Origin of the sequence: Micromonospora sp. WMMB482 (assembly GCF_019038635.1) — a bacterium.
Taxonomy (GTDB): domain Bacteria; phylum Actinomycetota; class Actinomycetes; order Mycobacteriales; family Micromonosporaceae; genus Micromonospora; species Micromonospora marina.
In genome coordinates this window covers 432706-457524 of sequence record NZ_JAHOPD010000020.1, presented here as the reverse complement: position 1 = coordinate 457524, position 24819 = coordinate 432706, and the positions used below count along the sequence as shown (strand labels likewise).

The 24819-nt window shown below is 76.0% G+C and carries 22 protein-coding genes; 12 read left to right on the top strand and 10 right to left on the bottom strand.

Features of this window, described 5'->3' with window-relative positions; genetic code table 11:
• Nucleotides 1–112: 112 nt before the first annotated feature.
• Nucleotides 113–982, bottom strand: a complete 870-nt coding sequence (locus KSK32_RS02885; protein ID WP_216935758.1) for a deoxyribonuclease IV — start codon at nt 980–982, stop codon at nt 113–115.
• Nucleotides 979–2964 carry a Stk1 family PASTA domain-containing Ser/Thr kinase gene (locus tag KSK32_RS02880; protein ID WP_216928301.1) on the bottom strand — a complete coding sequence of 662 codons (1986 nt, stop codon included), beginning with the start codon at nt 2962–2964 and terminating at the stop codon, nt 979–981. The genes KSK32_RS02885 and KSK32_RS02880 overlap by 4 nt, the downstream gene beginning before the upstream one ends.
• 131 nt (nt 2965–3095) lie before the next feature.
• Here KSK32_RS02880 and KSK32_RS02875 point away from each other — a divergent pair, with 131 nt between their 5' ends.
• The gene (locus KSK32_RS02875) at nt 3096–3476 is read left to right on the top strand and encodes an Rv2175c family DNA-binding protein (protein WP_216928300.1); all 381 of its coding nucleotides are present in this window, start codon (nt 3096–3098) and stop codon (nt 3474–3476) included.
• Nucleotides 3477–3606: 130 nt separating this feature from the next.
• Here KSK32_RS02875 and KSK32_RS02870 read toward each other — a convergent pair whose 3' ends face one another.
• A complete protein-coding gene (locus tag KSK32_RS02870) occupies nt 3607–4689 on the bottom strand; it encodes a polyprenyl synthetase family protein (protein WP_216928299.1) in 1083 nt (360 codons plus the stop codon).
• A gap of 63 nt (nt 4690–4752) precedes the next feature.
• Nucleotides 4753–6165, bottom strand: a complete 1413-nt coding sequence (locus KSK32_RS02865; RefSeq protein ID WP_216928298.1) for a helix-turn-helix transcriptional regulator — start codon at nt 6163–6165, stop codon at nt 4753–4755.
• 227 nt (nt 6166–6392) lie between these two features.
• Here KSK32_RS02865 and metF point away from each other — a divergent pair, with 227 nt between their 5' ends.
• Both metF and KSK32_RS02855 read left to right on the top strand, forming a co-directional pair.
• Complete coding sequence (metF, locus tag KSK32_RS02860) at nt 6393–7310, top strand: methylenetetrahydrofolate reductase [NAD(P)H] (protein WP_216928297.1); 918 nt, start codon at nt 6393–6395, stop codon at nt 7308–7310.
• Between the two features lie 44 nt (nt 7311–7354).
• A complete protein-coding gene (locus tag KSK32_RS02855; protein WP_216928296.1) occupies nt 7355–8044 on the top strand; it encodes a CDP-alcohol phosphatidyltransferase family protein in 690 nt (229 codons plus the stop codon).
• 101 nt (nt 8045–8145) lie between these two features.
• Here the strand turns inward: KSK32_RS02855 and KSK32_RS02850 are convergent, their stop codons facing one another.
• From KSK32_RS02850 to KSK32_RS02825, 6 genes are all read right to left on the bottom strand, one after another.
• On the bottom strand, nt 8146–9633 hold the full coding sequence (locus tag KSK32_RS02850) for an NAD(P)/FAD-dependent oxidoreductase (RefSeq protein ID WP_216928295.1): 1488 nt from the start codon (nt 9631–9633) through the stop codon (nt 8146–8148).
• Between the two features lie 12 nt (nt 9634–9645).
• On the bottom strand, nt 9646–10773 hold the full coding sequence (locus KSK32_RS02845) for a glycosyltransferase family 2 protein (RefSeq protein ID WP_216928294.1): 1128 nt from the start codon (nt 10771–10773) through the stop codon (nt 9646–9648).
• Entirely contained in the window at nt 10770–11573 is an 804-nt protein-coding gene (locus KSK32_RS02840; RefSeq protein WP_216928293.1) for a carotenoid biosynthesis protein, read from the bottom strand. Before KSK32_RS02840 ends, KSK32_RS02845 begins: the two co-directional genes overlap by 4 nt.
• Before the next feature lie 117 nt (nt 11574–11690).
• Nucleotides 11691–12245 carry a GNAT family N-acetyltransferase gene (locus tag KSK32_RS02835; protein WP_208577003.1) on the bottom strand — a complete coding sequence of 185 codons (555 nt, stop codon included), beginning with the start codon at nt 12243–12245 and terminating at the stop codon, nt 11691–11693.
• Complete coding sequence (locus tag KSK32_RS02830) at nt 12242–12973, bottom strand: monooxygenase (protein WP_216928292.1); 732 nt, start codon at nt 12971–12973, stop codon at nt 12242–12244. The genes KSK32_RS02835 and KSK32_RS02830 overlap by 4 nt, the downstream gene beginning before the upstream one ends.
• Complete coding sequence (locus KSK32_RS02825; protein WP_216928291.1) at nt 12970–13458, bottom strand: YbaK/EbsC family protein; 489 nt, start codon at nt 13456–13458, stop codon at nt 12970–12972. Before KSK32_RS02825 ends, KSK32_RS02830 begins: the two co-directional genes overlap by 4 nt.
• Nucleotides 13459–13999: 541 nt before the next feature.
• Here KSK32_RS02825 and KSK32_RS02820 point away from each other — a divergent pair.
• From KSK32_RS02820 to KSK32_RS02780, 9 genes are all read left to right on the top strand, one after another.
• Nucleotides 14000–14503 carry an SAV_6107 family HEPN domain-containing protein gene (locus KSK32_RS02820; RefSeq protein ID WP_216928290.1) on the top strand — a complete coding sequence of 168 codons (504 nt, stop codon included), beginning with the start codon at nt 14000–14002 and terminating at the stop codon, nt 14501–14503.
• Nucleotides 14504–14645: 142 nt separating this feature from the next.
• Nucleotides 14646–15407, top strand: a complete 762-nt coding sequence (locus KSK32_RS02815; protein ID WP_216928289.1) for a hypothetical protein — start codon at nt 14646–14648, stop codon at nt 15405–15407.
• A complete protein-coding gene (locus KSK32_RS02810) occupies nt 15404–17077 on the top strand; it encodes a DNA polymerase Y family protein (RefSeq protein ID WP_216928288.1) in 1674 nt (557 codons plus the stop codon). The genes KSK32_RS02815 and KSK32_RS02810 overlap by 4 nt, the downstream gene beginning before the upstream one ends.
• An 87-nt stretch (nt 17078–17164) precedes the next feature.
• A complete protein-coding gene (locus tag KSK32_RS02805) occupies nt 17165–20515 on the top strand; it encodes an error-prone DNA polymerase (protein ID WP_216928287.1) in 3351 nt (1116 codons plus the stop codon).
• Between the two features lie 95 nt (nt 20516–20610).
• Nucleotides 20611–20790, top strand: coding sequence for a hypothetical protein (locus tag KSK32_RS02800; protein ID WP_030500224.1), 180 nt, complete (start codon nt 20611–20613; stop codon nt 20788–20790).
• A 31-nt stretch (nt 20791–20821) separates the two neighbouring features.
• Nucleotides 20822–21553, top strand: coding sequence for a methyltransferase domain-containing protein (locus tag KSK32_RS02795; RefSeq protein WP_216928286.1), 732 nt, complete (start codon nt 20822–20824; stop codon nt 21551–21553).
• Nucleotides 21550–22773 (top strand): alkaline phosphatase family protein, encoded by a 1224-nt coding sequence (locus tag KSK32_RS02790; protein ID WP_216928285.1) that lies wholly within the window; start codon nt 21550–21552, stop codon nt 22771–22773. The genes KSK32_RS02795 and KSK32_RS02790 overlap by 4 nt, the downstream gene beginning before the upstream one ends.
• A 198-nt stretch (nt 22774–22971) precedes the next feature.
• The gene (locus KSK32_RS02785) at nt 22972–24231 is read left to right on the top strand and encodes a DNA polymerase IV (RefSeq protein WP_216928284.1); all 1260 of its coding nucleotides are present in this window, start codon (nt 22972–22974) and stop codon (nt 24229–24231) included.
• 115 nt (nt 24232–24346) lie between these two features.
• Nucleotides 24347–24748: a DUF3040 domain-containing protein gene (locus KSK32_RS02780; RefSeq protein ID WP_018785274.1), complete on the top strand. Its 402-nt coding sequence runs from the start codon at nt 24347–24349 to the stop codon at nt 24746–24748.
• Nucleotides 24749–24819: the final 71 nt, after the last annotated feature.

The following is a 24819-nucleotide window of genomic DNA, read 5'->3' as shown; positions in this document are numbered from 1 at the left end:
CCCGCCCATCTCGGCGGTGATCAAGGAGTTCGTGTCCGGATCCGCGCCGTAGCGGGACGCAAACTCCTTGATCAACGGAGCCGTGCGGGGAGGGGAGTGGCGGGCGGAGCCGTCAGGGGTGGAGGCGCTTCAGGGTGGCGATGTCGGCGGCGTGGCCGATGTGCTTCTCCGTGGGGGTCTCCACCAGCACTGGCACCCCGGCGGTCGCCGGGTGGCGCATCAGCTCGGCGAACGCCGGCTCGCCGATGGTGCCCTTGCCGATGTTCTCGTGCCGGTCCCGGGTGGAGCCGCACAGATCCTTCGAGTCGTTCGCGTGCACCAGCCGCAGCCGGTCCGCCCCCACTGTGGCGACCAGCGTGTCGAGCGTGGCGGTCATGCCGCCCTCGGCGGCCAGGTCGTGACCGGCCGCCCAGGCGTGACAGGTGTCGAAGCAGACCCCGAGCATCGGGTGCCGGTCGACCGCGTCCAGGTAGGGACCGAGGTGCTCGACCCGGGACGCCAGTGACCGGCCGCCCCCGGCGCTCGGCTCGACCAGCAGCATCGGCCCGCCGGTGGCCGCGATCTCGTCGAGCAGCGGGAGCAGCGCCTCGCGGACCTGCCGCAGCGCCGCCTCGGCGTGACCGGCGTCGACAGAGCTGCCGGCGTGGAACACCACGCCCTCGGCGCCGATCGCCCGGCCCCGCCGCAGCGCGTGCGCCAGCGTCTCCGCCGACCGGGTCACCGTCGCCGGGGTGGGGGAGCCGAGGTTGACCAGCAGCGACGCGTGGATGAACACGGGCAGTCCGCGCTCACCGCACCCGTCGCGGAACGACGCGTCCTGCGCCGGGTCGCCGGCCGGCAGCGCCCAGCCGCGCGAGTTCGACACGTAGACCTGCACCACCTCGGACTCGGCCGCGTCCGCGTACGGGAGGGCCGCCCGGCCCAGGCCGCCGGAGGTGGGGGTGTGCGACCCCACCCGCCGGCGTCCGTCACCTGCGCTCACAGGCACGTCACAGTGACGGTCGTACCCGGTGGCACCGGCGTGTTCTCGGCCGGGTTCTGCAGCCGGGCGATGCCGTTCGGGTTGAGCTGGACGTTGACCGGGAAGCCCTGGCTCTCCAGCGTCTGCTTGGCCTGCTGGCAGGGCATGTCGATCACCCGAGGGACGGCCACCTGCGGCGGGCCCTTGCTGATCTCCAGCTTGACCTGGGCGCCCTTCTCCACACCGGTGCCGTCGGCCGGGCTCTGGCCGAGGATCTCGTCCTTCGGCTTGTCGGAGTCCTTGACGTTCTCCACCGGCTTCAGCCCGAGCTGCGCGAGGATCGTCCGCGCCTCGGCGAGGCTCTTGCCGACCAGGTCGGGCACCGTGACCGGTGCGCGACCCTTGCTGAGGATCACCGTCACCTTGGCCCCGGGCTTGACCACGGTGCCCACCTTCGGGTCGGTGGCCAGCACCACACCAGAGGGCAGCGTGTCGTCGTACCGGGAGGAGCCCTTGGCCACGACCAGGTTGGCGCCCTCCAGCTCGGCCTGGGCCAGCGCGTAGTCCTTGCCCACCACGTCCGGCACCGGCAGCCGCTCCGGACCGAGCGACAGGGTCAGCGTGATCGTGCCACCCTTGACGATTCGCGCGGCCGAGCCCGGAGACTGCCCGAGCACGGTGTCCTTGGGGACCTGCTCGTCGTGGCGCGGAGTGGCGTACTTCAGCGTGAAGCCGCCGCGCTGGGCCTGCGCCTCCGCGTCGGCCTTGGTCAGGCTCACCATCTGCGGCGCGACCGTGTAGCGGCCGACGCCGAACCACCAGCCACCCACCGCGGCGACCAGGCCGAGCACCACGACCGCCGCGGCGACGGCCAGCCGTCCGCGCGGCGAGCCCATGATCCGGGTACGCAGGGCGGCGAACCCGGTCCCCGGATCGTCCTCCTCCACGGCGCGGCGCCGGTGCGGGCGCTGCGCGGCGCCGCTCTCGGGCAGCCGGGCCCACGCGGGGCGCTCGACCGGCTGGAGCGCGGCCACCATCTGGGTCGGCTGGCTCAGGACCGCCGTGTCGTCGCTGAGCTGCGGCAGCACGGTGGTGTGCGCGTGCGGGTCGCCCAGCTGCTCGCGGGCGGCCTGCACCTCGCCCAGCAGCGCCGCGGCGTCGGCCGGGCGGCCGGACGGATCGCGCCGGGTGGCCCGGGCGACGAGCGCGTCGAGAGCCGGCGGCAGCGTCGGCACCAGCGTCGACGGGGCCGGTACGTCCCGGTCGACGTGCTGCCACGCGACCTCCACCGGACGGTCGCCGTCGTAGGGCACCCGGCCGGTGAGCATCTCGAACAGCACGATGCCGGCCGAGTAGACGTCGGTGCGCGGGTCCGCGTGGCCCTGGGTGACCAGCTCCGGCGCCACGTACGCCACAGTCGCCATGAGCTGGTTGCCGTTCTCGTCCTCGGCGCTGGCCTCGACGGCCCGGGCCAGCCCGAAGTCGGCCACCTTGACCACGCTGTCGACCAGGTTGCGGCTGCCGCCGGTGGGCACCTCGGCGACGAGCACGTTCTCCGGCTTGACGTCGCGGTGCACCAGGCCCGCCCGGTGCGCGGCGGCGAGCGCGGCGAGCATCTGCTCGGTGATCGCGAGTGCCTCGTCCGGGTTCAGCCGGCGGCGCTCGGCGAGCACGTCGCGCAGCGTGCGGCCGCGGACGTACTCCATCACCAGATACGGCAGGCCGGCGTGGATGCCCTGGTCGTAGACCGCCACCACGTTCGGGTGGGTGAGCCGGGCGATCGTCTTCGCCTCGTCGGTGAAGCGCTCGACGAAGCCGGCCATCCGGGCCCTGGCCTGCGGCGCCTGGGTCGGGTGAATGATCTTGACCGCCACGGTGCGCTCCAGGCGCTCGTCGGTGGCGGTGTACACGGTCGCCATGCCGCCGCGGGCGACGCGCCCGCGAATGCGGTAGCGCCCCTCGATCAGCGAGCCCAGCAACGTGTCGGCGACCTGTGTGTCCATCGGCAGGCAGTCTATGTGTCGGAAGGGTGAACGGAGAACAGGATGCTACCGCCGGGTCCGGACACGGGTGGACCGGCGCGCTGCGGGGGTGCCGTGCGCCGGTTCCGGCGGGCACGTGGCAGGGTGGTCGGGTGACCGATTCCGTACCCGCCGACACCGGCCCCGACCTGGCCGGACCGGCCGACCCGGCCGGCTGGCTGACGCTGCCCGACGTGGCCGAGCGCCTGGACCTGTCGATCAGCAAGGTGCACCAGATGATCCGCGACCGCGAGCTGCTCGCGGTGCGCCGCGACGGCGTCCGCCGGATCCCGGCCGACCTGGTGGCCAACCGCACCGTGCTCAAGCACCTGCCCGGCGTGCTCAACCTGCTCGCCGACGCCGGGTACGACGACGAGGAGGCGCTGCGCTGGCTCTACCGGGACGACCCCAGTCTTCCCGGCACCCCCGCCGTAGCCCTCGGCGGCGACCTGGCCCGAGAGGTCAAACGCCGAGCCCAGGCCGTCGCCTTCTAGCCCGCCCCCGCCCCCGGCTCCCGTTTTCGTCGATCATGAAGTTGGCGGCGAAGTCGATCTCCGAAAGTGCCGCGAACCTCATGATCGACCGCCGTGGGGGCGGACGGGGGCGGGGGAGGGGGAAGGGGGGTCAGGCGGGGCGGCGGGTGGCGGCGATGGCCAGGTCGACCAGGGCCTGGCGGGCCTCGGTGTCCAGGTCGACAGCGGTGAGCGCGGCCAGGGCGCTCTCGGTGAGCGCGGTGATGTGCCGCTCGGCCCGCTCCAGCGCGCCGCTCGTGGTGATCAGCTCACGCAGCCGGTCCACCCCGGCCGCGTCCAGGTCCGGTACCCCGAGCCCGGCCAGCAGCGCCTCCCGGCCGGCCGGGCCGAGCGTCTCCAGGGCGGCCGCCACCAGGTACGTCCGCTTACCCTCGCGCAGGTCGTCGCCGGCCGGCTTGCCGGTGCGCTCCGGGTCGCCGAACACCCCCAGCACGTCGTCGCGGAGCTGGAACGCCTCACCCAGCGGCAGCCCGTACGCCGAGTACGCGGCGTGCACCTCGGGCGGCGCGCCGGCCAGCGCGGCGCCCAGCAGCAGCGGGCGCTCGACCGTGTACTTCGCCGACTTGTACCGGGCCACCTTCGCGGCCCGGTCCAGCGAGGTGTCCCCGGTGGCCTGGGTCAACACGTCCAGGTACTGCCCGACGGTCACCTCGGTGCGCATCTCGTCGAAGACCGGCCGGGCCCGGGCCACGGTGGCCGGCGGCAGGCCGGAGGAGTGCAGCAGCTCGTCGGACCAGACCAGGCACAGGTCGCCCAGCAGGATCGCCGCGGCGTCGCCGAAGGAGTCCGCGTCGCCGCCCCAGGCGGCCGTGCGGTGCCGGGCGGCGAACCGCCTGTGCATCGCCGGCTCACCGCGCCGGGTGTCCGACCGGTCCATCAGGTCGTCATGGATCAGAGCGCTGGCCTGCACGAACTCCAGTGCGGCCAGGGTGGCGACCACTTGGTCGGAGTCGACCCCGCCCGCGCCCCGGTAACCCCAGTAGCCGAACGCCGGGCGCAGCCGCTTGCCGCCGCCCAGCACGAACGCCTCGATCGCTTCGGCGACGGGCAGCAGGCCGTCGTCGACGGCGGTCAGCCAGCCGCGCTGGCCGGCGAGGAACTCGGTGAGCGCCTTGTCGATCCGCTGGCGCAGGCCGGCACGGTCGACGGGGGATACGGGAGCAGCGTGGGTCACGCCACGACGCTAGCGGTTCACACCCGTTCCCGTCGTGCCCGGCGTCCCGGCGTGCCTCGTGGCTCACCCGCGCGGACGGTCGCGCAGGTGGCGGGCCACGCCGGACGGCAGGTACGGGCGGGCCGCGGTGAGCAGTCGCGCGTACCCCCTGGTGGCCGGACCGGGCGGCGCGTGCGCCAGGCCGCGGCGGAACGCGGTGAGCTGGCCGACAGCCCGGGGAGAGCCGGACCGGACCGCGTCGAGCAGCGCCTCCCCGGCCACCGCGCACGCTTCGGGCACCGCGCCCAGGCCCAGGTGACAGCGGGCCAGCCAGCCGCCGTACACGGCCGACCGGCGCGGGCGGCCCCGCGCGTCCACCACCGGCGTCAGCAGCGGCACGGCGGCGGCCGGACGGCCCAGCGCCACGAGCGTGCGCCCGGTCATCGCCGCCAGTTCGGCCGCGTCGACCCAGTAGAGCCAGGGCGGCTCCCGGCCGGGCTCCGGCGTGCCGGCCCGATCGGCACCGGCCAGCGCCTGCCCGGCGGCACGGGGACGCCCGGCGAGCGCGGCGGCGAGCGCCACCCGGTGCAGCAGCAGCGCGCGCAGACCGGGCGAGGCGGTGGCGCGGCCGGCGGCGTACCCGATCCGGGCCAGGACCAGCGCGCCGGCCGGGTCGCCGGCGTCGGCCAGCAGGTGACTGGCCGACGCGAGCACGTACCCGGCCAGCGGCGGCTGACCGGCGGCCACCGCCGCGCGCAGCGCCAGCCGGTACGCGTCCAAGCCCCCGCCGAGGTCGCCCGCGTCGGCGGCCAGCCACCCGGCGAGCTGCGCCGACTCGGCGAGCGCGGGCAGCATCGCACGCCGGCCGGCGGGCCCGGCGCGCCGGTAGCCGCGGACCGCCCGCCGCAGCCGGCGGGCACCGTGCCCGGCGAGGTCGCCGCCGCCGAGCAGGTCGTCCCAGCGCCGCAGCGTGGCGAGCGTCACCCCGTCGACCGGGAGGTCACGACCGGCACCGGCGGGGTCGTCCGGGCCGCGCGGGACGTCGAGCGACACGGGCTCGTCCGCGACGGGCCCGTGCTCGGCGTCCCGTCCGGGAGGGCCGGGCAGCGGCGGTGCGGCGGCGAACGGGCCGGCCGGCATGCGGCCGCCCGGGTCGGCCGCCCAGCGGTACGCGAGGGTGAGCAGGGCCAGCCGGGCACGGGATCCGGCCGGGCCGACCGCCGCGGGCACCACGCCCAGCCGGCGGCTGCGGGCGGCGGCCTCGGCCAGCAACTCGCCCGGCACCCCCAGGACCGTCGCCAGCCAGGCGGACCAGAAGTCGCCGGGAAGCCGCAGCTGGCGCTCCCAGCGGGACACCTCGTTGCGCGTCAGCGTGGGCACGCCGGAGGCGGCGCACAGCTCGGCGGCCAGCCGCTGCTGGCTCCAGCCACGGGCGGCCCGCAACTGCGCCAGCAGCGGCCCGAGCAGGCACGGGCCCGGTGGCGGGGACGGGATCATCGGAACCTCCGGGGCGACGGCGCGGATGGCGACGCGGACGCCCGGCCAGGTGGTGGCGCCGGCGCGTCGCCGTCGTGGCGACCCCCGCGCGGGCCCCCGGAACGGCCGTCGGCCGCCCCACCGCGCTGCCGTCTTTCTACCCCCGGGGTACGACGTCGCGGCGGGGCAGGTGTTCGCGGGCTGGGAAGATTCCCGATGCGGCATGACGTCCCGGTTACAGTCGGTCCGTGGCGCTCGGTCTTCCCTCGGTCCTTCCCAATCCCCAGCCGGCCATCGGGGAGCTGATCCGTGACGGCCGTCCCACGTTCTCCTTCGAGTTCTTCCCGCCGAAGACCCCGGCCGGGGAGAAGCTGCTCTGGCAGGCCATCCGCGAGCTGGAGTCGCTGCGCCCGTCGTTCGTGTCGATCACCTACGGCGCGGGCGGCTCGACCCGCGACACCACAGTCGCGGTGACCGAGCGGATCGCCACCGAGACGACGCTGCTGCCGATGGCGCACCTCACCGCGGTGAACCACTCGGTGGCCGAGCTGCGGCACGTGATCGGCCGGCTGGCCTCGGTCGGGGTGCGCAACGTGCTGGCCGTGCGGGGTGACCCGCCGGGCGACCCGGGCGGCGAGTGGATCGCCCACCCCGAGGGTGTCCGGTACGCCGAGGACCTGGTCCGGCTGGTCCGTGACAGCGGCGACTTCAGCGTCGGCGTGGCCGCGTTTCCGTACAAGCACCCGCGCTCGCCGGACGTGGACAGCGACACCGCGTACTTCGTCCGCAAGTGCCGGGCCGGCGCGGAGTTCGCGATCACCCAGATGTTCTTCGACGCCGACGACTACCTGCGCCTGCGCGACCGGGTGGCCGCCGCCGGCTGCGACACGCCGATCCTGGCCGGGGTGATGCCGGTGACCCAGATCGGCACCATCGAACGCTCGGTGCAGCTGTCCGGCGCGCCGTTCCCACCGGCGCTGGCGCAGCGGTTCGAGCGGGTGGCCGACGACCCGGAGGCGGTCCGCCGCCTGGGCGTGGAGCAGGCGAGCGAGATGTGCGAGAAGCTGCTCGACGAGGGCGTGCCGGGGATCCACTTCATCACGCTCAACCGGTCCACGGCGACCCGGGAGGTGTGGCAGCGGCTGCGCGCCGCCGCCCGGGTGTGACCACCCGCCACACGACACCCGCGCCGTGCTTCTACGGTTGAGCCGTGGTGGGCACACAGCTGAACTGGGACCAGTACGCGACCGCGTGGGCGCGGCTGCACGGCGGCTTCGACCCGCGTACCGCCGCGCCGGTGGTGCGTGCCTGGCTGCGCTTCGCGTACCACGTGGGCTACGTGCTGGGCCGGCTGCGCGTCGGCCCGACCCCGGTGACCGTGTTCGGGGTGCTGCTCTGCTTCTGCGTACCCCTGTTCGTGGAGCGGCCCGGCGACGGGCCGTTCCTGGGCGCGTTGTTCGTGCTGCTGGCGGCCGTGGCCGACAGCGTCGACGGCGCGGTGGCGGTGGCGACCGGCCGCACCACCCGGCTGGGCTACGTGTACGACTCGGTCGCCGACCGGCTCGGCGAGGTGGCCTGGCTGGTCGCGTTCTGGCTGCTCGGCGCGCCGGGCGCGCTGGTCGCGGCGGCCGGCGGCCTGTCCTGGCTGCACGAGTACGTGCGGGCGCGCGCGGTCTCGGCCGGGATGCGCGAGATCGGCGCGGTGACCGTGGGGGAGCGGCCCACCCGGGTCTGTGTCGCGCTGGTCGGGCTGCTGGTCGCCGGGCTCACCGGCCTGATCGACGCCGACCTGACCGCCGGCACGATCACCATGGCCACCACGGTCTGGGTGCTGCTCGCCGGGTTCGGCCTCGGTCAGTTGCTCTCCGCCGTCCGTCGCGCCCTGGTCGACGCCGACTGACCGCCGCGCGCTCGCGCAGCGGCCGCGCGGCGGTCAGCGCGGCGTTAAGAAGGGGCCCTTCCTCTACCGGAGGCGTTAAGAAGGTGCCCCTCCTTACACCATCACCAGGCCGGGCCGACCGCCTCGGCGACGATCTCCGCGGACAACGTGACCATGGGCAGGCCGCCGCCCGGATGGCTGGAGCCGCCGACCAGCCAGAGCCCGGCCGCCGGGCCCCGGTTGGCCGGGCGCAGCAGTCCGCCCGCGGTGCCGTAGATCGCCCCGCCCGGCGCGCCGGTGGCCGCGTCCAGATCGGCCGGGGTGCGGATCTCCCGGAACACCAGCCGGTCCCGCACGTCGGCCCCGCGCTCGGCCAGCACGTCGAGGATCCGGTCCGCGTACGCCTCGGCCAGGCCGGGCCGCCGCCAGTCCACAGCGCCCGCGGCGGTGCCGTGCCGGGGCGCGTTGACCAGCACGAACCACGCCTCGTGACCGTCCGGGCGGACCGCCGGGTCGTCGGCGGCGGTGACGAACACGGTCGGGTCGGGCGCCGGGCGGGCCCGCACCCCGCGACCCGGGTCACCGAACACGGCGTCGAACTCGGCGTCGTAGTCGCGGGGGAAGAACACGGTGTGGTGGGCCAGCCCGGAGTCGCCGCGTACGCCCAGCAGCAGCACGAACCCGGCCAGGCTGCGGTCGGTGAGCGCGGCCAGCCGGCGCGGGTCGGGCAGCAGATCCCGGTAGACCGTGAGCGCGTCCACGTTCGCCACCACCACGTCGGCCGGAACCGGCGTGGCCGACCCGGCCACGCGTACCCCGTGCACCCGCCCGCCCGCGGCGTCGATCCGGGTGACGGTGGCGTCGGTGCGTACCACCACGCCCAGGTCCAGGCAGCGCGACAGCAGCGCGTCGGCGAGCGTGCCCAGCCCGCCGCGCAGGTACCAGCCGCCGTACGCCAGCTCGGCGTAGGGGACGGCGACGAGCGCGGCCGGGGCGCGGCGCGGGTCGGCGCCGGTGTACGTGGCGTACCGGTCCAGCAGCATCCGCAGCCGCGGGTCGGACAGGTGGCGGCGGCCCAGCCCGCGCAGACTGCGGCCGGGACCGATGGCGGCCAGGTCGCCCAGCCGCCAGGCCAGCGCGGCCAGGTCGCGGGGCGAGTCGACGGTACGGCGCAGGATGTCCCGGTGCGAGGCCGCCCACACCCGGCCGGCGCGCCGCCACAGCCCGTGCCAGTCGGCGGCGGACCGGTCGCCGAACGCGGTGCCGATCCGGGCGGCGAACTCGTCCGGGTCGGCGCAGGAGTCGAGCGCCTGCCCGCCGCCGGGGAAGACGTGCCGCACGATCGGGTCCAGCGGGACCAGGTCGAGGTATTCGTCGAGCTTCGCCCCGGTCGCCTCGAACAGGTCGTGGAAGACCTGCGGCAGCGTGAACAGGCTCGGCCCGGTGTCGAAGTGCCACATCCCCTCCGGGGTGTGGTGGGCGTACCGGCCGAGCTTGCCCCCGACGGTGCCGGCCCGTTCGAGGACGGTGACCTCGTGCCCGGTGACCGCGAGCCGGGCGGCGGCGGCGAGCCCGCCCACCCCGGCGCCGATGACCACGATGCGCGCCATGGCGTGCCCCTCCTAGGTGACCGGGCGACCCCGCCAGGTGAGCCGGTGTCGCTTCCGCAGATGGTACGACCGGACGGTCAGCCAACCCAGGACCACGACCGACACGGGGTGGCCGAGCGCGTCGGGCCACGCCCGCCCGCCGGTGGCGCGGGCGCTGACCACCCGCCCGGCGACCCCGGCCAGGTAGGCCAGGAACGCCACGGCGGCCACCGCCGGCGCGCCGGCGAGCAGCGCCCCGAGAACCAGCAGCGGCGGCGCGACGTAGAGCGTGAACAGCAGCGCCAGCACGGCGGCCGCGGCGGCAGGGTGCCCGAACGTCGCCCACAGCGACTTGGTGTAGCCGTCGCGCAGCTGCGGCCAGGTGTCGTACATCCGGCAGGACGCCAGCCGGGATCCGTCGGCCAGCGCGATCCGGCCGCCGGCCCGCTTCACCGCCCGGGCCAGCTCGATGTCCTCCAGCACCTTGTCGGCCACCGCCGCGTGCCCGCCGGCCCGCAGGTAGCCGGCCCGGTCCACGACCAGGAACTGCCCGCCCGCCGCGGCCAGCGACGGCCGCCGCGAGCGTTCCATCGCGCGCAGCGGCAGGAACGTCAGCCACAACCACTGCAACAACGGCTGCACCAGCCGGTCGGCCGCCGTCCGCACCACGATCCGGGGGTACGGCGACAGCAGCGCCGCGTCAGCCGCGCGCAACTCGGCCACCGCCGCCGCGACCGCGTACGGGGTGAGCACCACGTCGGCGTCGACGAAGGCCAGCACGGCCGGTTCCGGGCCGGTCCGGGTGGCGAGCTGCCAGCAGGCGTGCGGCTTGCCCAGCCAGCCGGGCGGCGGGGCGACGCCGGTGAGCAGCGTGACCCGGGGATCGGCGCCGGCCACCGCGCGGACCACGTCGGCGGTGCCGTCGGCCGAGCCGTCGTCGAGTACCACGATCCGCAGGTCCGGCACGCCGCGCTGGGCCAGCAGCGCGCGCAGGCACGGGGTGACCCGCTCGGCCTCGTCGCGCAGCGGCAGCAGCACCGCCACCGGCTCGGTCACCTCGGCCGGGCCGGCGGTGGGACGGCGCAGCCAGGCGTACGCGTTGACGAGCGTGTGCCCGGTGAGCGCGGCGACCGCCACGACCAGCGTGAGGGCGGCGATCATGCCGGGGCGTCGACGCGCCGCGCCGGCTCCGGCGTGCCGGCCCGGTCCTGACGGGCCCGCCACAGCGTCACCGCCAGCGGCACCGCCGCCACCGCCATCCCGGCCGCTCCCCACAGCGCCGACGCGGGCAGCCGCAGGAACACCGCGTGCGCCAGCACGCTGGAGGCGTACGTCCAGAGGTAGAGCGCGAACATCGGGGCGTCCCGGCCGTCGACCCGGTCCGCCGACGGCCCGGCGAGCGGGCGCAGCGCGACTGCGAGCAGCACCGCGAAGCCCAGCCAGCCGAGGTAGTTGCTGACCGGGATGCCTGGTAGCCCGGGCAGCGCCGGGGTGGCGTCGAGCCAGGTCCAGTAGCCCTCGGCCACCATCTGCGGGTCGAGGAACAGGTCCCAGGCGGCCAGCCCGACCGCCGAGAGCGCGATCCGCGCGACTCGGGAGCGGACCAGCCGGACCGCGGTGAGCCAGGCCGGCCAGGCCATCCAGGTCCAGGCGAGCGGGATGATCAGCGGCACCCCGGCCAGCTTCGGGCCCAGCTCGCCGGAGTAGTCGTAGCTGCCGAACGGGAACCCGGTGGCCACGCCGATCGCCTCCACCGCGAACCCGCCGCCGGTGACGACCGCGACCAGTGCGACGGCGGTACGGACGCCACGGGTGAGCAGCGCGTGGCCGACCGAGAGCAGCCAGCCGAGCACCACGGTGGCCACGGTGAGCCCGGCCCGGGTCGCGCCGCCGGTGAGCGGGTAGCAGATCTGGGCGAGCACCAGCACGGCCAGCAGCGCCCAGGGCAGCCGGCCCTTCACTGCGCCGCCTTTCGTACGCGACTGCGGGGCTCGCAAACCCGGCTCACTCCTCGCGCTCACTGTGTCGCCCTTTCGTTCGCGACTGCGGGGCTCGCAAAACCGGCTCACTCCTCGCGCTCACGGGGCGTCCGGCGGGGGGAGCGGCAGGTCCCGGCCGAGCACGCCGAACGGCCGCTCGTCGCCGGGGAAGTGGAAGTGGCGCAGGACGTCGACGAAGCCGAACCGGCGGTACAGCCGCCAGGCCCGGGACTTCTCCTCGTCGGCCTCCGGGGTGGACAGCAGCGTGGTGTCACCCTCGGCCACGGCGAGCAGCGCGCGCAACTGGCGGGCGCCCAGGCCGTGCCCCTGCGCGGGCGGGCGGACGTGCAGCTCGACCACCTCGAACGGGTGGGTCAGCCAGCGCTGCCGGTCCTGCGCGTTCAGCGCCCGGTGCACCTGGTCGTGCCACCACTGCCCGGTGGCGCCCCGGTAGCCGTACCCGAAACCGGCCAGGTGCCCCTCGCTGGTCAGGCTGGCGACGGCGCGGAAGCCGGGCCGGCGGACGTGGGTGGCGATGTAGCCGCGGCGGGCCTCCAGCAGGTCGGGCCGGTAGCCCATCGCCTCGCCGTAGACGGCCACCACGTCGTCCAGCCGCCGGACCAGGTCGTCCGGTGTCCAGCGCACCAGCCTCATGCGTACCCTCTCGATGTTTCCGGGTCGCCGTCGGCGGCGGCCCAGCCGAGCACCGTACGGTCGCCGACCACGTCGCCCACCGCGAACCGCGCGAACAGTTCCTCCGCGTACCAGCCCTCGGCGGGGGTACGGGTGATCGCGGCGCGGTGCTCCGGGGAACGGTACGCGAACGCGACCAGGTCCGTCGGGTCGCGCCACACGCTCACCGTGCCCTGCCAGCCCAGCGGCGCCTCGCCGACGCCGAACCGGGCGAGCAGCCCGGGCGCGGTGTGCAGCGCGGCGGCGACCGGCGGGATCGCGCGCCAGAACGTGGCCGCGCGGCGGGCCCGCAGCCGGGCCCGGGTCAGCGCCAGCACCGGCCCGGTGACCCGTCCGCCGGACGGCGCGCCGAACGGCTCCCGGCCGGACCACTGGCCGCGGCTGGTCAGCGGGCGCAGGTCCACCCGTACCGCGGTGCGGGCGATCCGGGCCCAGGAGCGGGCGACCGGTGAGGTGTCGAAGCCGGCCGCGTCGGCGGGGGAGTCCCAGACCACGAGCGCGGCCCACCGGGTCAGGTCGGCGTCGCCGGGGCCGAAGCCGGTGCCGGTCCCGGTGCCGAGCAGCTTGGCGAAGCGCACGCCGGGCAGGCGGCGCAGCCGCGCCGGGTGGGTGGCCATCCGGGCCGGCACACCGGGTACGGCCCGGCGGGGCACACGCCACACGTGCAGCGTGACGAGTCCGGGGTTCACGCCACCTCGGCCGGGGTGCCGGTGGTGATCCGCAGCAGTTCCGCGTACGTGGTGGGGAACACCGCCCGGGGCACGCCGCCGGCCGCCCACACCTCGTCGTACCCGGCCAGGGCGGTGTCGACGACGGTCCGCAGCGGCGCGGGGTGGCCGACCGGGGCGACGCCGCCGATCACCTGCCCGGTGTGCCGCTTGACGAACTCCGGGGTGGCCCGGCGCAGGTGGGTCACGCCCAGCGTGGCGGCGAGCCCGGCGGTGTCCACCCGGTGCGCGCCGGAGGTGAGTACCAGCAGCGGCGCGTCGTCCGCGTCGAAGACCAGCGAGTTGGCGATGGCGCCGACGGCGACGCCGAGCGCCTCGGCCGCCGCGGCCGCGGTGTGCACCGCCTCGGGCAGCAGCCGGACGAGGCCGGCCCCGCCCGATCCGTTCCGCGCGCCCGCGTCGTCGAGCGCGCGCTGCACCGCCTGCACGTTCGGGTGTGGCTGCATGCACCCATTCTTCCCCCACCCCGGTACGGCCCCGCCGGGGGCCGTCGCCCTCCCGTGCGTCCCTGGCGCGTCACACGTTGCGTTTTCGTCGGTGGGGAGGTGTACTGTCAGGGTAGTTAGAACGAGTGTTCGATTCTGGTTCGGAGCCGATTCTGGTTCGGAGCCGATTCCGGCTCGAAGGGCAAGGCTCAGCTCCCCGGCTGGCCCGGCCTGATCCGAGCCGGTCGCGCACCCGTCGAACGCTCCGGAAGCGGTGTTTCGCGGCACCGGCTTCCGGGAGGTGCGGCACCGCGGGCCGCACCGGGTCTCGGACAGTCGCGAGTCCGGGCCCGTCAGGCAGGTCGTCGCCCGCCGCCCACGACCCCCGGGCGGCGGGCGACGGACCCGCCGGCACGCCGGCCGGGTGTGGGTGTGGGGAAGCGTCCACATCCGGCCGGCCGCCACCAAGGTGCGTCTTCCTCCGCACCGACCGCTCCGGGCGACCGGGCGACGTTCCCCGTCGCGCGACCGCCCGCCCCGGCCATACGCGGAGGAGAGACCCATGCCGACCAGTCCGGCCCAGGCGCCCACGGTGCCCGCGCACGTGCTGCCGCACCGCACCCCCGCCCAGTTGCTCGCGGTGGCCCGCGACGGGCTGGCCGAGGCCGCCCGCACCCGTCCCGACGGCCTCCGGTACGCCGCCGCCCACCTCGCGGCGCTACGCGCCGCCGCCGCCGTGCTCGCCGCCCGGGCCCGCCCCGCGCCGACCCGCCGGCACCGGATCACCAGCGTCTGGGTGCTGCTCGCCACCGTCGCCCCCGAACTGGACGAGTGGGCCGCCTACTTCGCCGCCGGCGCGAGCAAGCGGGCCGCCGCCGAGGCCGGCATCCCCCGCGTGGTCACCGCCCGGGAGGCCGACGACCTGCTGCGTGCCGCCGAGGAGTTCGTGACGGTGGTGGAGACGGCACTCGGCCTGGCACACCAGCCGGCGCTCGACGGCCTGCCCCGCCCGCTGCGGCTCGGCGTCTCCGGCACCCCGCCCGGCCCCGGAGCAGCCGCCGCCTGATTCGTGGCGCCCGGCCACCACCGGCGGGACCCCGGGTGGCCGGGCGCCGCACCCACGGCACACGCGTGCCGCGCACGACACGATCCACACAGCACCATCCACGGGCGAGGCCCGTGGCGAAACACGACGGGGGGTTGGTCCGATGGCGGGCCGCATGGTGGTCGGTTCCGCCGCCCTGGCCGACCTGGTCCGACCGGCGAGCGCGCCCGACCCGGCCGGCGGCCACCGGGTGCTGCCCGTCCGGGCCGAACTGACCGGGCTGCTGCCCAACCGCGGGCTGCGACGCGGCAGCACCGTCGCGGTCGGCGCCGGCCAGCCCCGGCGCAGCGGCGCCACCTCGCTGATCCTCGCGCTGCTCGCCGAGGCGTCCCGGGCCGGCTCGTGGTGCGCCGTGGTGGGCGTACCCACCTTCGGGGCGGGCGCTGCGGCCGAGGCGGGCATCGCCCTGGACCGGCTGGCCCTGGTGCCCGACCCCGGGCCGGAGTGGCCCACTGTGGTCGCCGCGCTCATCGACGGGGTCGACGTGGTGGTCACCGCCGTGCCGGCCACCGTCTCCGCCTCGGTCGCCACCCGGCTGGCCGCCCGGGCCCGGCAGCGCGGAAGCGTGCTCGTCCCGTACGGGCGGTGGGACGGCGCGGACGTCACGCTCCAGGTGGTCCGGGGCGTCTGGCAGGGGCTCGGCCCCGGTCGCGGCCGGCTGCGCCGCCGCGAGGTGACCGTCTCGGCCCGGGGCCGGGGCGCCGCCGCCCGCCCGAAGGAGATCAAGGTGTGGCTGCCCGGCGACGATCTGACCCGGGTGATCCCCCGATCGGCCGGGCTCGGTGCCCCGTCCGCCGCGCCGTCGCGCCGGCTGCGCGTGGTCGCCCCACCCGCCCGTACGCTCGCCGCGGCCGGTCCGGCGTGAGCGGCGCACCGCAGCGGACGCTGCTGCTCTGGTGCCCGGACTGGCCGGTCCTCGCCGCCGAGATCGTCGACGGGGTGCCCGCCACCGACCCGGTCGTGGTGCTGCACGCCAACCGGGTGATCGCCTGCTCCGAACGGGCCCGCGCCGAGGGGATCCGGCGCGGGCTGCGCCGCCGCGAGGCGCAGGGGCGCTGCCCGCACCTGACGGTGGTCGACCATGACCCCGGCCGGGACGTACGCGCGTTCGAGCCGGTGGTGGCCGCCGTGGAGGAGGTGGTCGCCGGTGTCGAGGTGATCCGGCCCGGCGCCTGCGCCACGGCGGCCCGGGGGCCGAGCCGCTACCTCGGCGGCGAGGAGGCGGCGGCCGAGCGGATCGTGGAGCACGTCGCGCAGGCCTGCGCGGTGGAGAGCCAGGCCGGCATCGCCGACGGGGTGTTCGCGGCCGGGCTGGCCGCCCGGGAGGGGCGGATCGTGGACCCCGGCGGCACCCGCGAGTTCCTGGCCGCCCGGCCGGTCGAGGCGCTCGGCCGGCCCGCCCTGGCCGACCTGTTGCGCCGGCTCGGCGTCCGCACGCTCGGCGAGTTCGCGGCGCTGCCGGCCGGGGACGTGCTGGCCCGGTTCGGCTTCGACGGGGCGCTGGCGCACCGGCTCGCCGACGGCCGGGACGACCGCCCGCTGGCGGTCCGGCAGCCGCCCGCCGACCTCACCGTCACCGCCGACCACGACGAGCCGATCGACCGGGTCGACGCCGCCGCGTTCGCCGCCCGCACGCTCGCCGAGCGGCTGCACGAGCGGCTGGCCGGGTACGGGCTGGCCTGCACCCGCCTCGGCATCGAGGCGGTCACCGCGCACGGCCAGGAGCTGCACCGGGTCTGGCGGCACGACGGCCTGCTCACCGCCACGGCCATCGCCGACCGGGTCCGCTGGCAGCTCGACGGCTGGCTCTCCGGCAGCAACGGCCGGGGCGGGACGCGCGCGGCCCGGCCCACCGCCGGGATCGTCCGGTTGCGACTGGTGCCCGACGGGGTGCTCGCCCAGGCGGGCCTGCAACCCGGGCTGTGGGGGGAGACCGGTGCGGAGCGGGAGCGGGCGCACCGGGCGCTGAGCCGGGTGCAGGGCATCCTCGGCCCCGAGGCGGTGGTCACCGCCGTGCTCGGTGGCGGGCGTTCCCCGGCCGACCAGGTGCGCCTGGTCCCGTGGGGCGACGAGCGGGTGCCCGCGCGTCCCGGCCCGCCACCCTCGCCGCCCGCCGCTTCCGCTCCGGGCGCCGCGTCCGCCTCGGTCGTCGTACCCGCTGGGGGTGGTGCGCGGCGGCGGGCCGGCCGGGGCCGGGCGGTGGCCGAGCCGCCGTGGCCGGGGCGGATCCCGCCGCCGTCGCCGGCCGTGGTGCTGCCCACCCCGCTGCCGGCCGACGTGCGTGACTCCGCCGGGGAACCGGTCGTGGTGAGCGCCCGGCTGGCGGTCAGCGCGGCGCCGGCCCGGCTCACCGTCGGCGTCGGGCGCCCGGCCGAGATCACCGGGTGGGCCGGCCCGTGGCCGGTGGACGAGCGCTGGTGGGCGCCGGCCGAGGCGCGCCGCCGGGCCCGGTTCCAGGTGAGCCTGGCCGACGGAGCCGCCCTGCTGCTCGCCGTCGAGGGCGGGCAGTGGCTGGTGGAGGCGATCTATGACTGAGCGGCGGGCCGCTGCTGGAAGATCTTGGTACGAAAGTGTCCCTCCGAGGGCCGTTCCGTACCAAGATCTCGGGCGGGGGAGGCGCCGGTGAGCTTCCACAACCCGAAGATGCCGTGGTCGAAGCTGGAGCAGGTGCTCTGCGGGCGGGCCAAGGGCGAGCGGCACCTGCACGTGGTCGACCCGCTCGCGGTCGACGCGGACGGGGGTGACTCACCGGCCTGGAGCCGCAAACGCCAGGAATACCAGCCGCCGGAGCTGGCCCGCCCGGACGGCGTGGTGCCCTACGCGGAGCTGCACGCGCACTCCAACTTCAGCTTCCTCGACGGGGCCAGCCACCCGGAGGAACTGGCCGAGGAGGCGGCCCGGCTCGGGCTGACCGCGCTCGCCGTCACCGACCACGACGGCTTCTACGGCGTGGTGCGCTTCGCCGAGGCGGCCCGCGCGCTGCGGCTGCCGACGATCTTCGGCGCGGAACTGTCCCTCGGGCTGCCCGGACCGCAGAACGGCGAACCCGACCCGCTCGGCCGGCACCTGCTGGTGCTCGCGCACGGCCACGAGGGGTACGCCCGCCTCGCCGCCACCATCTCCCGCGCCCAGCTGCGCGGCGGGGAGAAGGGCCGCCCGGTCTACGGCGAGCTGGAGGAGATCGCGGCGGAGCTGAAGGACCACGTGCTGGTGCTGACCGGCTGCCGAAAGGGGCCCGTGCCCGCGGCGCTGCTCACCGAGGGCGTCGACGCGGCGGCCCGGGAACTGGACCGGCTCACCGCGCTGTTCGGCGCGGAGACGGTGGCGGTGGAGCTGACCGACCACGGCCACCCGGTCGACGCCGACCGCAACGACGCGCTCGCCGAGCTGGCCGCCGCAGCCGGGTTGCCCACGGTGGCCACGAACAACGTGCACTACGCCACCCCGGGACGGCGGCGGCTGGCCACCACCGTCGCCGCGGTCCGGGCCCGGCGCAGCCTCGACGAGATCGACGGCTGGCTGCCCGCCGCGGCCACCGCCCACCTGCGCAGCGGCGCGGAGATGGCGGCGCGGTTCGCCGCGTACCCGGGCGCGGTGGCGCGGGCCGCCGAGTACGGGGCGGAACTCGCCTTCGACCTCCAGCTCGTGGCGCCGAAGCTGCCGGCGTACCCGGTGCCGCCCGGGCACACCGAGATGAGCTGGCTGCGCCGGCTGACCATGGACGGCGCCCGCGAGCGCTACGGCCCGCCCGAGGCGCACCCGGAGGCGTACGCGCAGCTGGAACACGAGCTGCGGATGATCGAAGACCTCGGTTTCCCCGGCTACTTCCTGGTGGTCTACGACATCGTCGCGTTCTGCCGCGCGCAGGACATCTACTGCCAGGGCCGGGGGTCGGCGGCCAACTCGGCGGTCTGCTACGCGCTGCGCATCACCAACGTGGACGCGGTCCGGCACCGGCTGCTGTTCGAACGGTTCCTCGCCCCGGAACGCGACGGCCCGCCCGACATCGACGTGGACATCGAGTCCGGCCGCCGGGAGGAGGTGATCCAGCACGTCTACGCCCGCTACGGCCGGGAGCACACCGCCCAGGTCGCCAACGTCATCTCGTACCGGCCCCGGTCGGCGGTGCGGGACGTGGCCAAGGCGTTCGGTTTCTCGCCCGGCCAGCAGGACGCCTGGAGCAAGCAGATCGACAGGTGGGGCTCGGTCGCCGCGGTCGACGTGGCGGACATCCCGGAGCAGGTGGTCGCGTACGCCAACGAGCTGCAGACGTTCCCCCGGCACCTGGGCATCCACTCCGGCGGCATGGTGATCTGCGACCGGCCGGTGATCGAGGTGTGCCCGGTGGAGTGGGGCCGGATGCCCGGCCGCAGCGTGCTCCAGTGGGACAAGGACGACTGCGCCGCCGTCGGCCTGGTCAAGTTCGACCTGCTCGGCCTCGGCATGCTGTCGGCGCTGCACTACGGCTACGACCTGATCGGATCCCGCCTCGACCTGGGCGACATGGACCTGGACGACCCCGAGGTCTACGACATGCTCTGCCGGGCCGACTCGGTGGGCGTGTTCCAGGTGGAGAGCCGCGCCCAGATGGCCACGCTGCCCCGGCTCAAGCCGCGCGAGTTCTACGACCTGGTGGTGGAGGTGGCGCTGATCCGGCCCGGCCCGATCCAGGGCGGCTCGGTGCACCCGTACATCCGGCGTAAGAACGGCCAGGAACCGGTCACGTACGCGCACCCGCTGATGCGTAACGCGCTGGAGAAGACGCTCGGCGTGCCGCTGTTCCAGGAGCAGCTCATGCAGCTCGCCATCGACCTGGCCGGGTTCGACGCGGCCGGCGCCGACCAGCTGCGCCGGGCCATGGGGGCGAAGCGGTCGGTGGAGCGGATGGCGCAGATCGCCGATCGGCTCTACGCCGGGATGGCCGAGCGGGGCATCAGCGGCGAGCTGGCCGACGACGTCTACCGCAAGCTCACCGCGTTCGCCAGCTACGGCTTCCCGGAGAGCCACGCGATGAGCTTCGCCTACCTGGTGTACGCCAGCTCGTGGCTCAAGCGCTACCACCCGGGCCCGTTCCTGGCCGCGCTGCTCAACGCCCAGCCGATGGGCTTCTACTCGCCGCAGACGCTCGCCGACGACGCCCGCCGGCACGGCGTGGAGGTGCGCCGGCCGGACATCAACGCCAGCGGCGCCAAGGCGGTGCTGGAGTCGACCCCGCAGACCCGGTGGGGCAGCGTGCCGGGCGAGCCGCCGCACGCCTGGGGGCTGAACGGCCCGGCGGTGCGGCTCGGGCTGGGCAGCGTCCGTACCCTCGGCGACGACGTGGCCGAGCGGATCGAGGCGGAACGCGCGGCGCACGGGCCGTACCGGGACATGCCGGACCTGGCCCGCCGCGTCGGTCTCACCGCCGCGCAGCTGGAGGCGCTGGCCACCGCCGACGCGTTCGCCTGTTTCGGGCTGACCCGGCGGCAGGCCCTCTGGGCCGCCGGCGCGGCGGCCCAGGACCGGCCCGGCCGGCTGCCCGGCACGGTGACCGGCGCGGACCCGCCCACCCTGCCCGGCATGGCCGCGGTGGACCGCCTGGTGGCCGACGTCTGGGCCACCGGCCTGTCCCCGGAGAGCCACCCGGCCCGGTTCATCCGGGATCGGCTCGACGAACTGGGCGCGGTGCCGATCGCCCGGCTCGGCCAGGTGCCGCCCGGGCAGCGGATCCGGGTCGGCGGGATCGTCACCCACCGGCAGCGCCCGGCGACCGCCGGCGGCGTCACGTTCCTCAACCTGGAGGACGAGACCGGGATGCTCAATGTCACTTGCTCCCCGGGGCTGTGGCAGAGATACCGTCGGATCGCCCGCACCAGCGGAGCACTTGTGGTGCGGGGGCGGCTGCAGCGGCACGAGGGCGTCACGAACCTCACCGCCGACCGGCTGGACGCGATCGAGCCCCCCGTCACACCGGCATCCAGGGATTTCCGTTGATGGAGTGATCCACATTACGGTTTCCGCGAGCCGGAGACGGGAGACTCCCGACGCGGGTGGGCAGAGTGGCTCACCCGGGGTATGGGGGATGAACGATGACCTTTCACCGCACGTACGCCGGTGGCGTGGCAAACGCCCGACGGACCCGCCTCGGCGCCGACTGGGCGCCCACCCACGAGGCCGAGCCGCGGGAATACCAGGTGACCGACGGCCCGGTGGCGAACGACCAGCGCTCCCGCGCCGAGGACGACCCCGCCGGCGGCGGCGAGTCCTGAACCCGGGCCGGGGGGTGACTAGGCTCGGCGCGTGGAGCAGATCCGAACCCTCACCCCCCGCACCGCCGTCATCTGGTCGGTGCTCCGGGCAGAGCTGGACCGGCGGGCCGGCGACCGACTCTCCGTGCTCGACGTCGGCGGCGGGACCGGCGGCTTCGCCGTCCCGCTCGCCGAGGCCGGTCACCGGGTCACAGTGGTCGACGCCAGCCCCGACGCGCTCGCCGCGCTGACCCGCCGGGCCGCCGAGGCCGGGGTCGCCGATCGGGTACGCGCGACCCAGGGCGACGCCGACGCGCTCACCGGACTGGTCGAGCCGGCCACCGTGGACCTGGTGCTCTGCCACTCCGTCCTCGAAGTGGTCGACGACCCGGAACCGGTGATGTCCGCCCTGGTCACCGCGTTGCGCCCCGGTGGCGCGGCGAGCGTGCTCGTCGCCGGGCGGGCCGCCGCCGTGTTCGGCCGGGCGATGAACGGGCAACTGGACGCCGCCGCCGCGCTCGCCGCCGACCCGCACGGAACCACCGGCGGCCGGGACACGCTGCGCCGCCGCTACGACGCCGCCGACGCGAGCGCGCTGCTCACCGACGCCGGCCTCGTCGTGGAGGAGATCCATGGGGTACGGGTGCTCGCCGACCTGCTTCCGGCCGCCGTGGCCGACGGACAGCAGGCCGCACTGGTGGAGCTGGAGCGCGCCCTCGCCGCCCGGTCCCCGTACCGCGATCTCGCCGCCCAGCTGCACCTGTTCGCCCGCCGCCCGGCATGACCGGCCCGGCTCCCGATCCGATTCCCGGCCCGGCTTCCGATCCGATTCCCGGCCCGGCTTCCGGCCGGGCTCCCGGTCCGCTCGACCGGGTGGCGCCGCGCTACGACGGCGGCAACCTGGCCGACGTGCTGCCCAGCGCGCTGGCGCTGCTCGGCGTACCGGGCGCGGCCGACCGGCTCGGCCTGATCCCGCGCCTGGCCGGGGTACGCCGGATCGCGGTGCTGCTCGTCGACGGCCTCGGCTGGTACCAGATCCCCACCGCCGCCCCGTACGCCCCGATGCTCGCCGGCCTGACCGCCACCGCCGGCCGGTCGCTCACCACCGGCTTCCCGTCCACCACCCCGACCAGCCTGGTCAGCCTCGGCACCGGCACCGGATCCGGCGCGCACGGCGTGCTCGGCTTCACCGTCCGGGTGCCCGGCACCGACCGGGTGCTCAACCACGTCGACTGGGCCGGCGACCCGGACCCGGCGAGCTGGCAGCCGGTGCCCACCTGGTACCAGCGGGCGCGCGCCGCCGGGGTCGCGGTGACGGTGGTCAGCCGCCCCGAGTTCGCCGGCAGCGGTTTGACGCTCGCCGCCAACCGGGGCGGCGACTACCGGGGCGCGGCCGGCGTCGACGCGCTCGCCGCCCGGATGCTGGCGTCGCTGGCCGCCGGGGACGGACCCGCGCTCGTCTCCGGCTACCACCCCGACCTGGACCGGCACGGGCACCTCAGCGGCGTGGACTCCGCGCCCTGGCGGGCTGCCGCCGCCGCTGTGGACACCCTGCTGGCCCGGCTCGTCGACGGGCTGCCGCCGGACGCCGCGCTGCTGGTGACCGCCGACCACGGCCAGCTCGACGTGCCCGCCGGACATCGGATCGACCTGGACGCCGACCCCCGCCTGCGGGCCGGGGTACAGGTGGTCGCCGGCGAGCCCCGGGTCCGCTACCTGCACGTCGAGCCGGGCGCCGAGGCCGACGTGACGGCCGCCTGGACCGAGGTGCTGGGCCCGGCCGCGCACGTGCTGACCCGGGCCGAGGCGGTGGCGACCGGCTGGTTCGGGCCGGTGCCCGAGGCACACCTGACCCGGATCGGTGACGTGGTGGCGGTCTGCCGGGACACGTACGCGGTGGTCGCCACCCGCTCCGAGCCGCCGATGGCGTCGCGGCTGGTGGCGTACCACGGTGCGGACACCGCCGCCGAGATGACAGTCCCGCTGCTGGTGGTCCGGGGCTGACCCGCTTCGTCAGTGCCCCTGCGTTGCCGTTCCGGGCCGGGCCCTGCCTCGTCCGGGGGCTGCGGGCGGTGGCTGCGGGCCTGGCCCTCGTCCGGTGCCGGGGTCGGCGGCGGGGTCGGGCCGACCCTGGCTCGTCCGGGTCCGGCGGGCGGTCGGCTGGGCGGCCGGGTTGTCGGACCGGCGGGCTAGCCTGCTGTCATGGGCCGTAGCCATTCGTTGCCCCGAGGCGGTGACCCGCGCTTCGGGCCGGACGCCGACGACACCGGCTGCACCATCCTGCACGTCGACATGGACGCGTTCTACGCCTCGGTGGAGGTGCGCCGCCGCCCCGAGCTGCGCGGCCGGCCGGTGGTGGTGGGCGGCGTCGGCCCGCGCGGCGTGGTCAGCTCCGCCAGCTACGAGGCCCGGCGGTACGGCGTCCGCAGCGCGATGCCCACCGCCCGCGCCCGGGCGCTGTGCCCCGGCGCGATCTACCTCCCGCCCGACTTCAGCGCCTACACCGAGGCGTCCCGGGCCGTCATGCGGATCTTCCGGGACGTCACCCCGCTGGTCGAGCCGCTCTCACTGGACGAGGCGTTCCTCGACGTGGCGGGCGCCCGCCGGCTGTTCGGCCGGCCCGCCGACATCGCCGCGCTGATCCGCCGCCGGGTCGCCGGGGAACAGCAGCTGACCTGTTCCGTGGGCGTGGGACCGAGCAAGTTCGTGGCCAAGCTCGGCTCCACCCGCGCCAAACCCGACGGACTGCTCGTGGTCCCGGCCGCCCGGGTGCTGGACTTCCTGCACCCGCTGCCGGTGTCCGCCCTGTGGGGTGTGGGGGAGCGTTCCGCGGACGCGCTGCGCCGCCTCGGCCTGCGTACCGTGCGCGACCTCGCCGAGGCGCCGTCCGGCCTGCTGCGCCGGGCGGTGGGTGAGGCGTCCGCCGCCCACCTGCACGAGCTGGCCTGGGGGCGAGACCCGCGCGGGGTCACGCCCGAGCAGGTGGAGAAGTCGATCGGCGCGGAGGTCACGTTCGACACCGACGTGAGCGACCCGGACGAGATCCGGCGGTCCCTGCTCGCACTCGCCGACAAGGCCGGCGTTCGGCTGCGGGCGGCCGGACAGGTGGGCCGTACCGTGTCGCTCAAGGTCCGCTTCGCCGACTTCCGGACGATCAGCCGCTCCCGCACGCTCGCCGTGCCCACCGACACCGCCCGGGAGATGTTCGACACGGCCTGGGCGCTGTGGGGCGCGCTCGCCCCCGGCGAGCCGGTTCGGCTGGTCGGTGTCCGGATGGAAGGTCTTGCTCCCGCGGGGGAGACTCCGCAGCAGCTCACCCTTGGCGCGCCCGAGCGAGGCTGGCGGGAGGCGGAGGCGGCGGCCGATGCGGCGGCTGCCCGATTCGGGCGGTCCGTCATAGGTCCGGCCAGTCTTCTCGGCCGTCGTGATACACGACAAGTCGAAAAACCGACCCGGCCATAGGTCGTCCCGCTTTCCGACGCGCGGGGGCCCTCGTAGACTTGCGGGTAAGCAGCCGGTTGGCTGCCACGGTCTGTCGGCCCGACCGGGCCGACCAACGTGACCGGGGAGGAGTGCCGTGCCGCTCTCGGAGCACGAGCAGCGGCTGTTCGAGCAGATCGAGCGGTCGCTTGCCGAGGACCCCAAGTTCGCCTCGGCCGTGCGCGCCAGCGACCCGCGTTTCCACGCGCGGCGTCGCGTGCTCGTCGCTGCCGGCGTGGTCGTCGCTGGTCTGGCCCTGTTGGTCTATGGCGTGGTGATTACGACTCCACTGCTGTCGGTGGCGGGTTTCGTCGTCATGCTGGCCTCGTTGGGCTACGCGGTGCAGTCGCACCGCCGATCCCAGTCGCCCGACCTGCACGTGGTCGGCGGCACAACGAGCCGGCGTCGTCCCCGTGGCCGCAGTGGTGGTGGTCGCCGGGGCTCCTTCCTCGACCGGATGGAGGACCGCTGGCGGCAGCGCCCGGAGGGCCACCGCTGACCGCGCCCCGCCCCTGACCCGGGGCGGGGAACCAGCGGCGCCTCCGTGACACCTCGGCGAGCGCCGCCGGG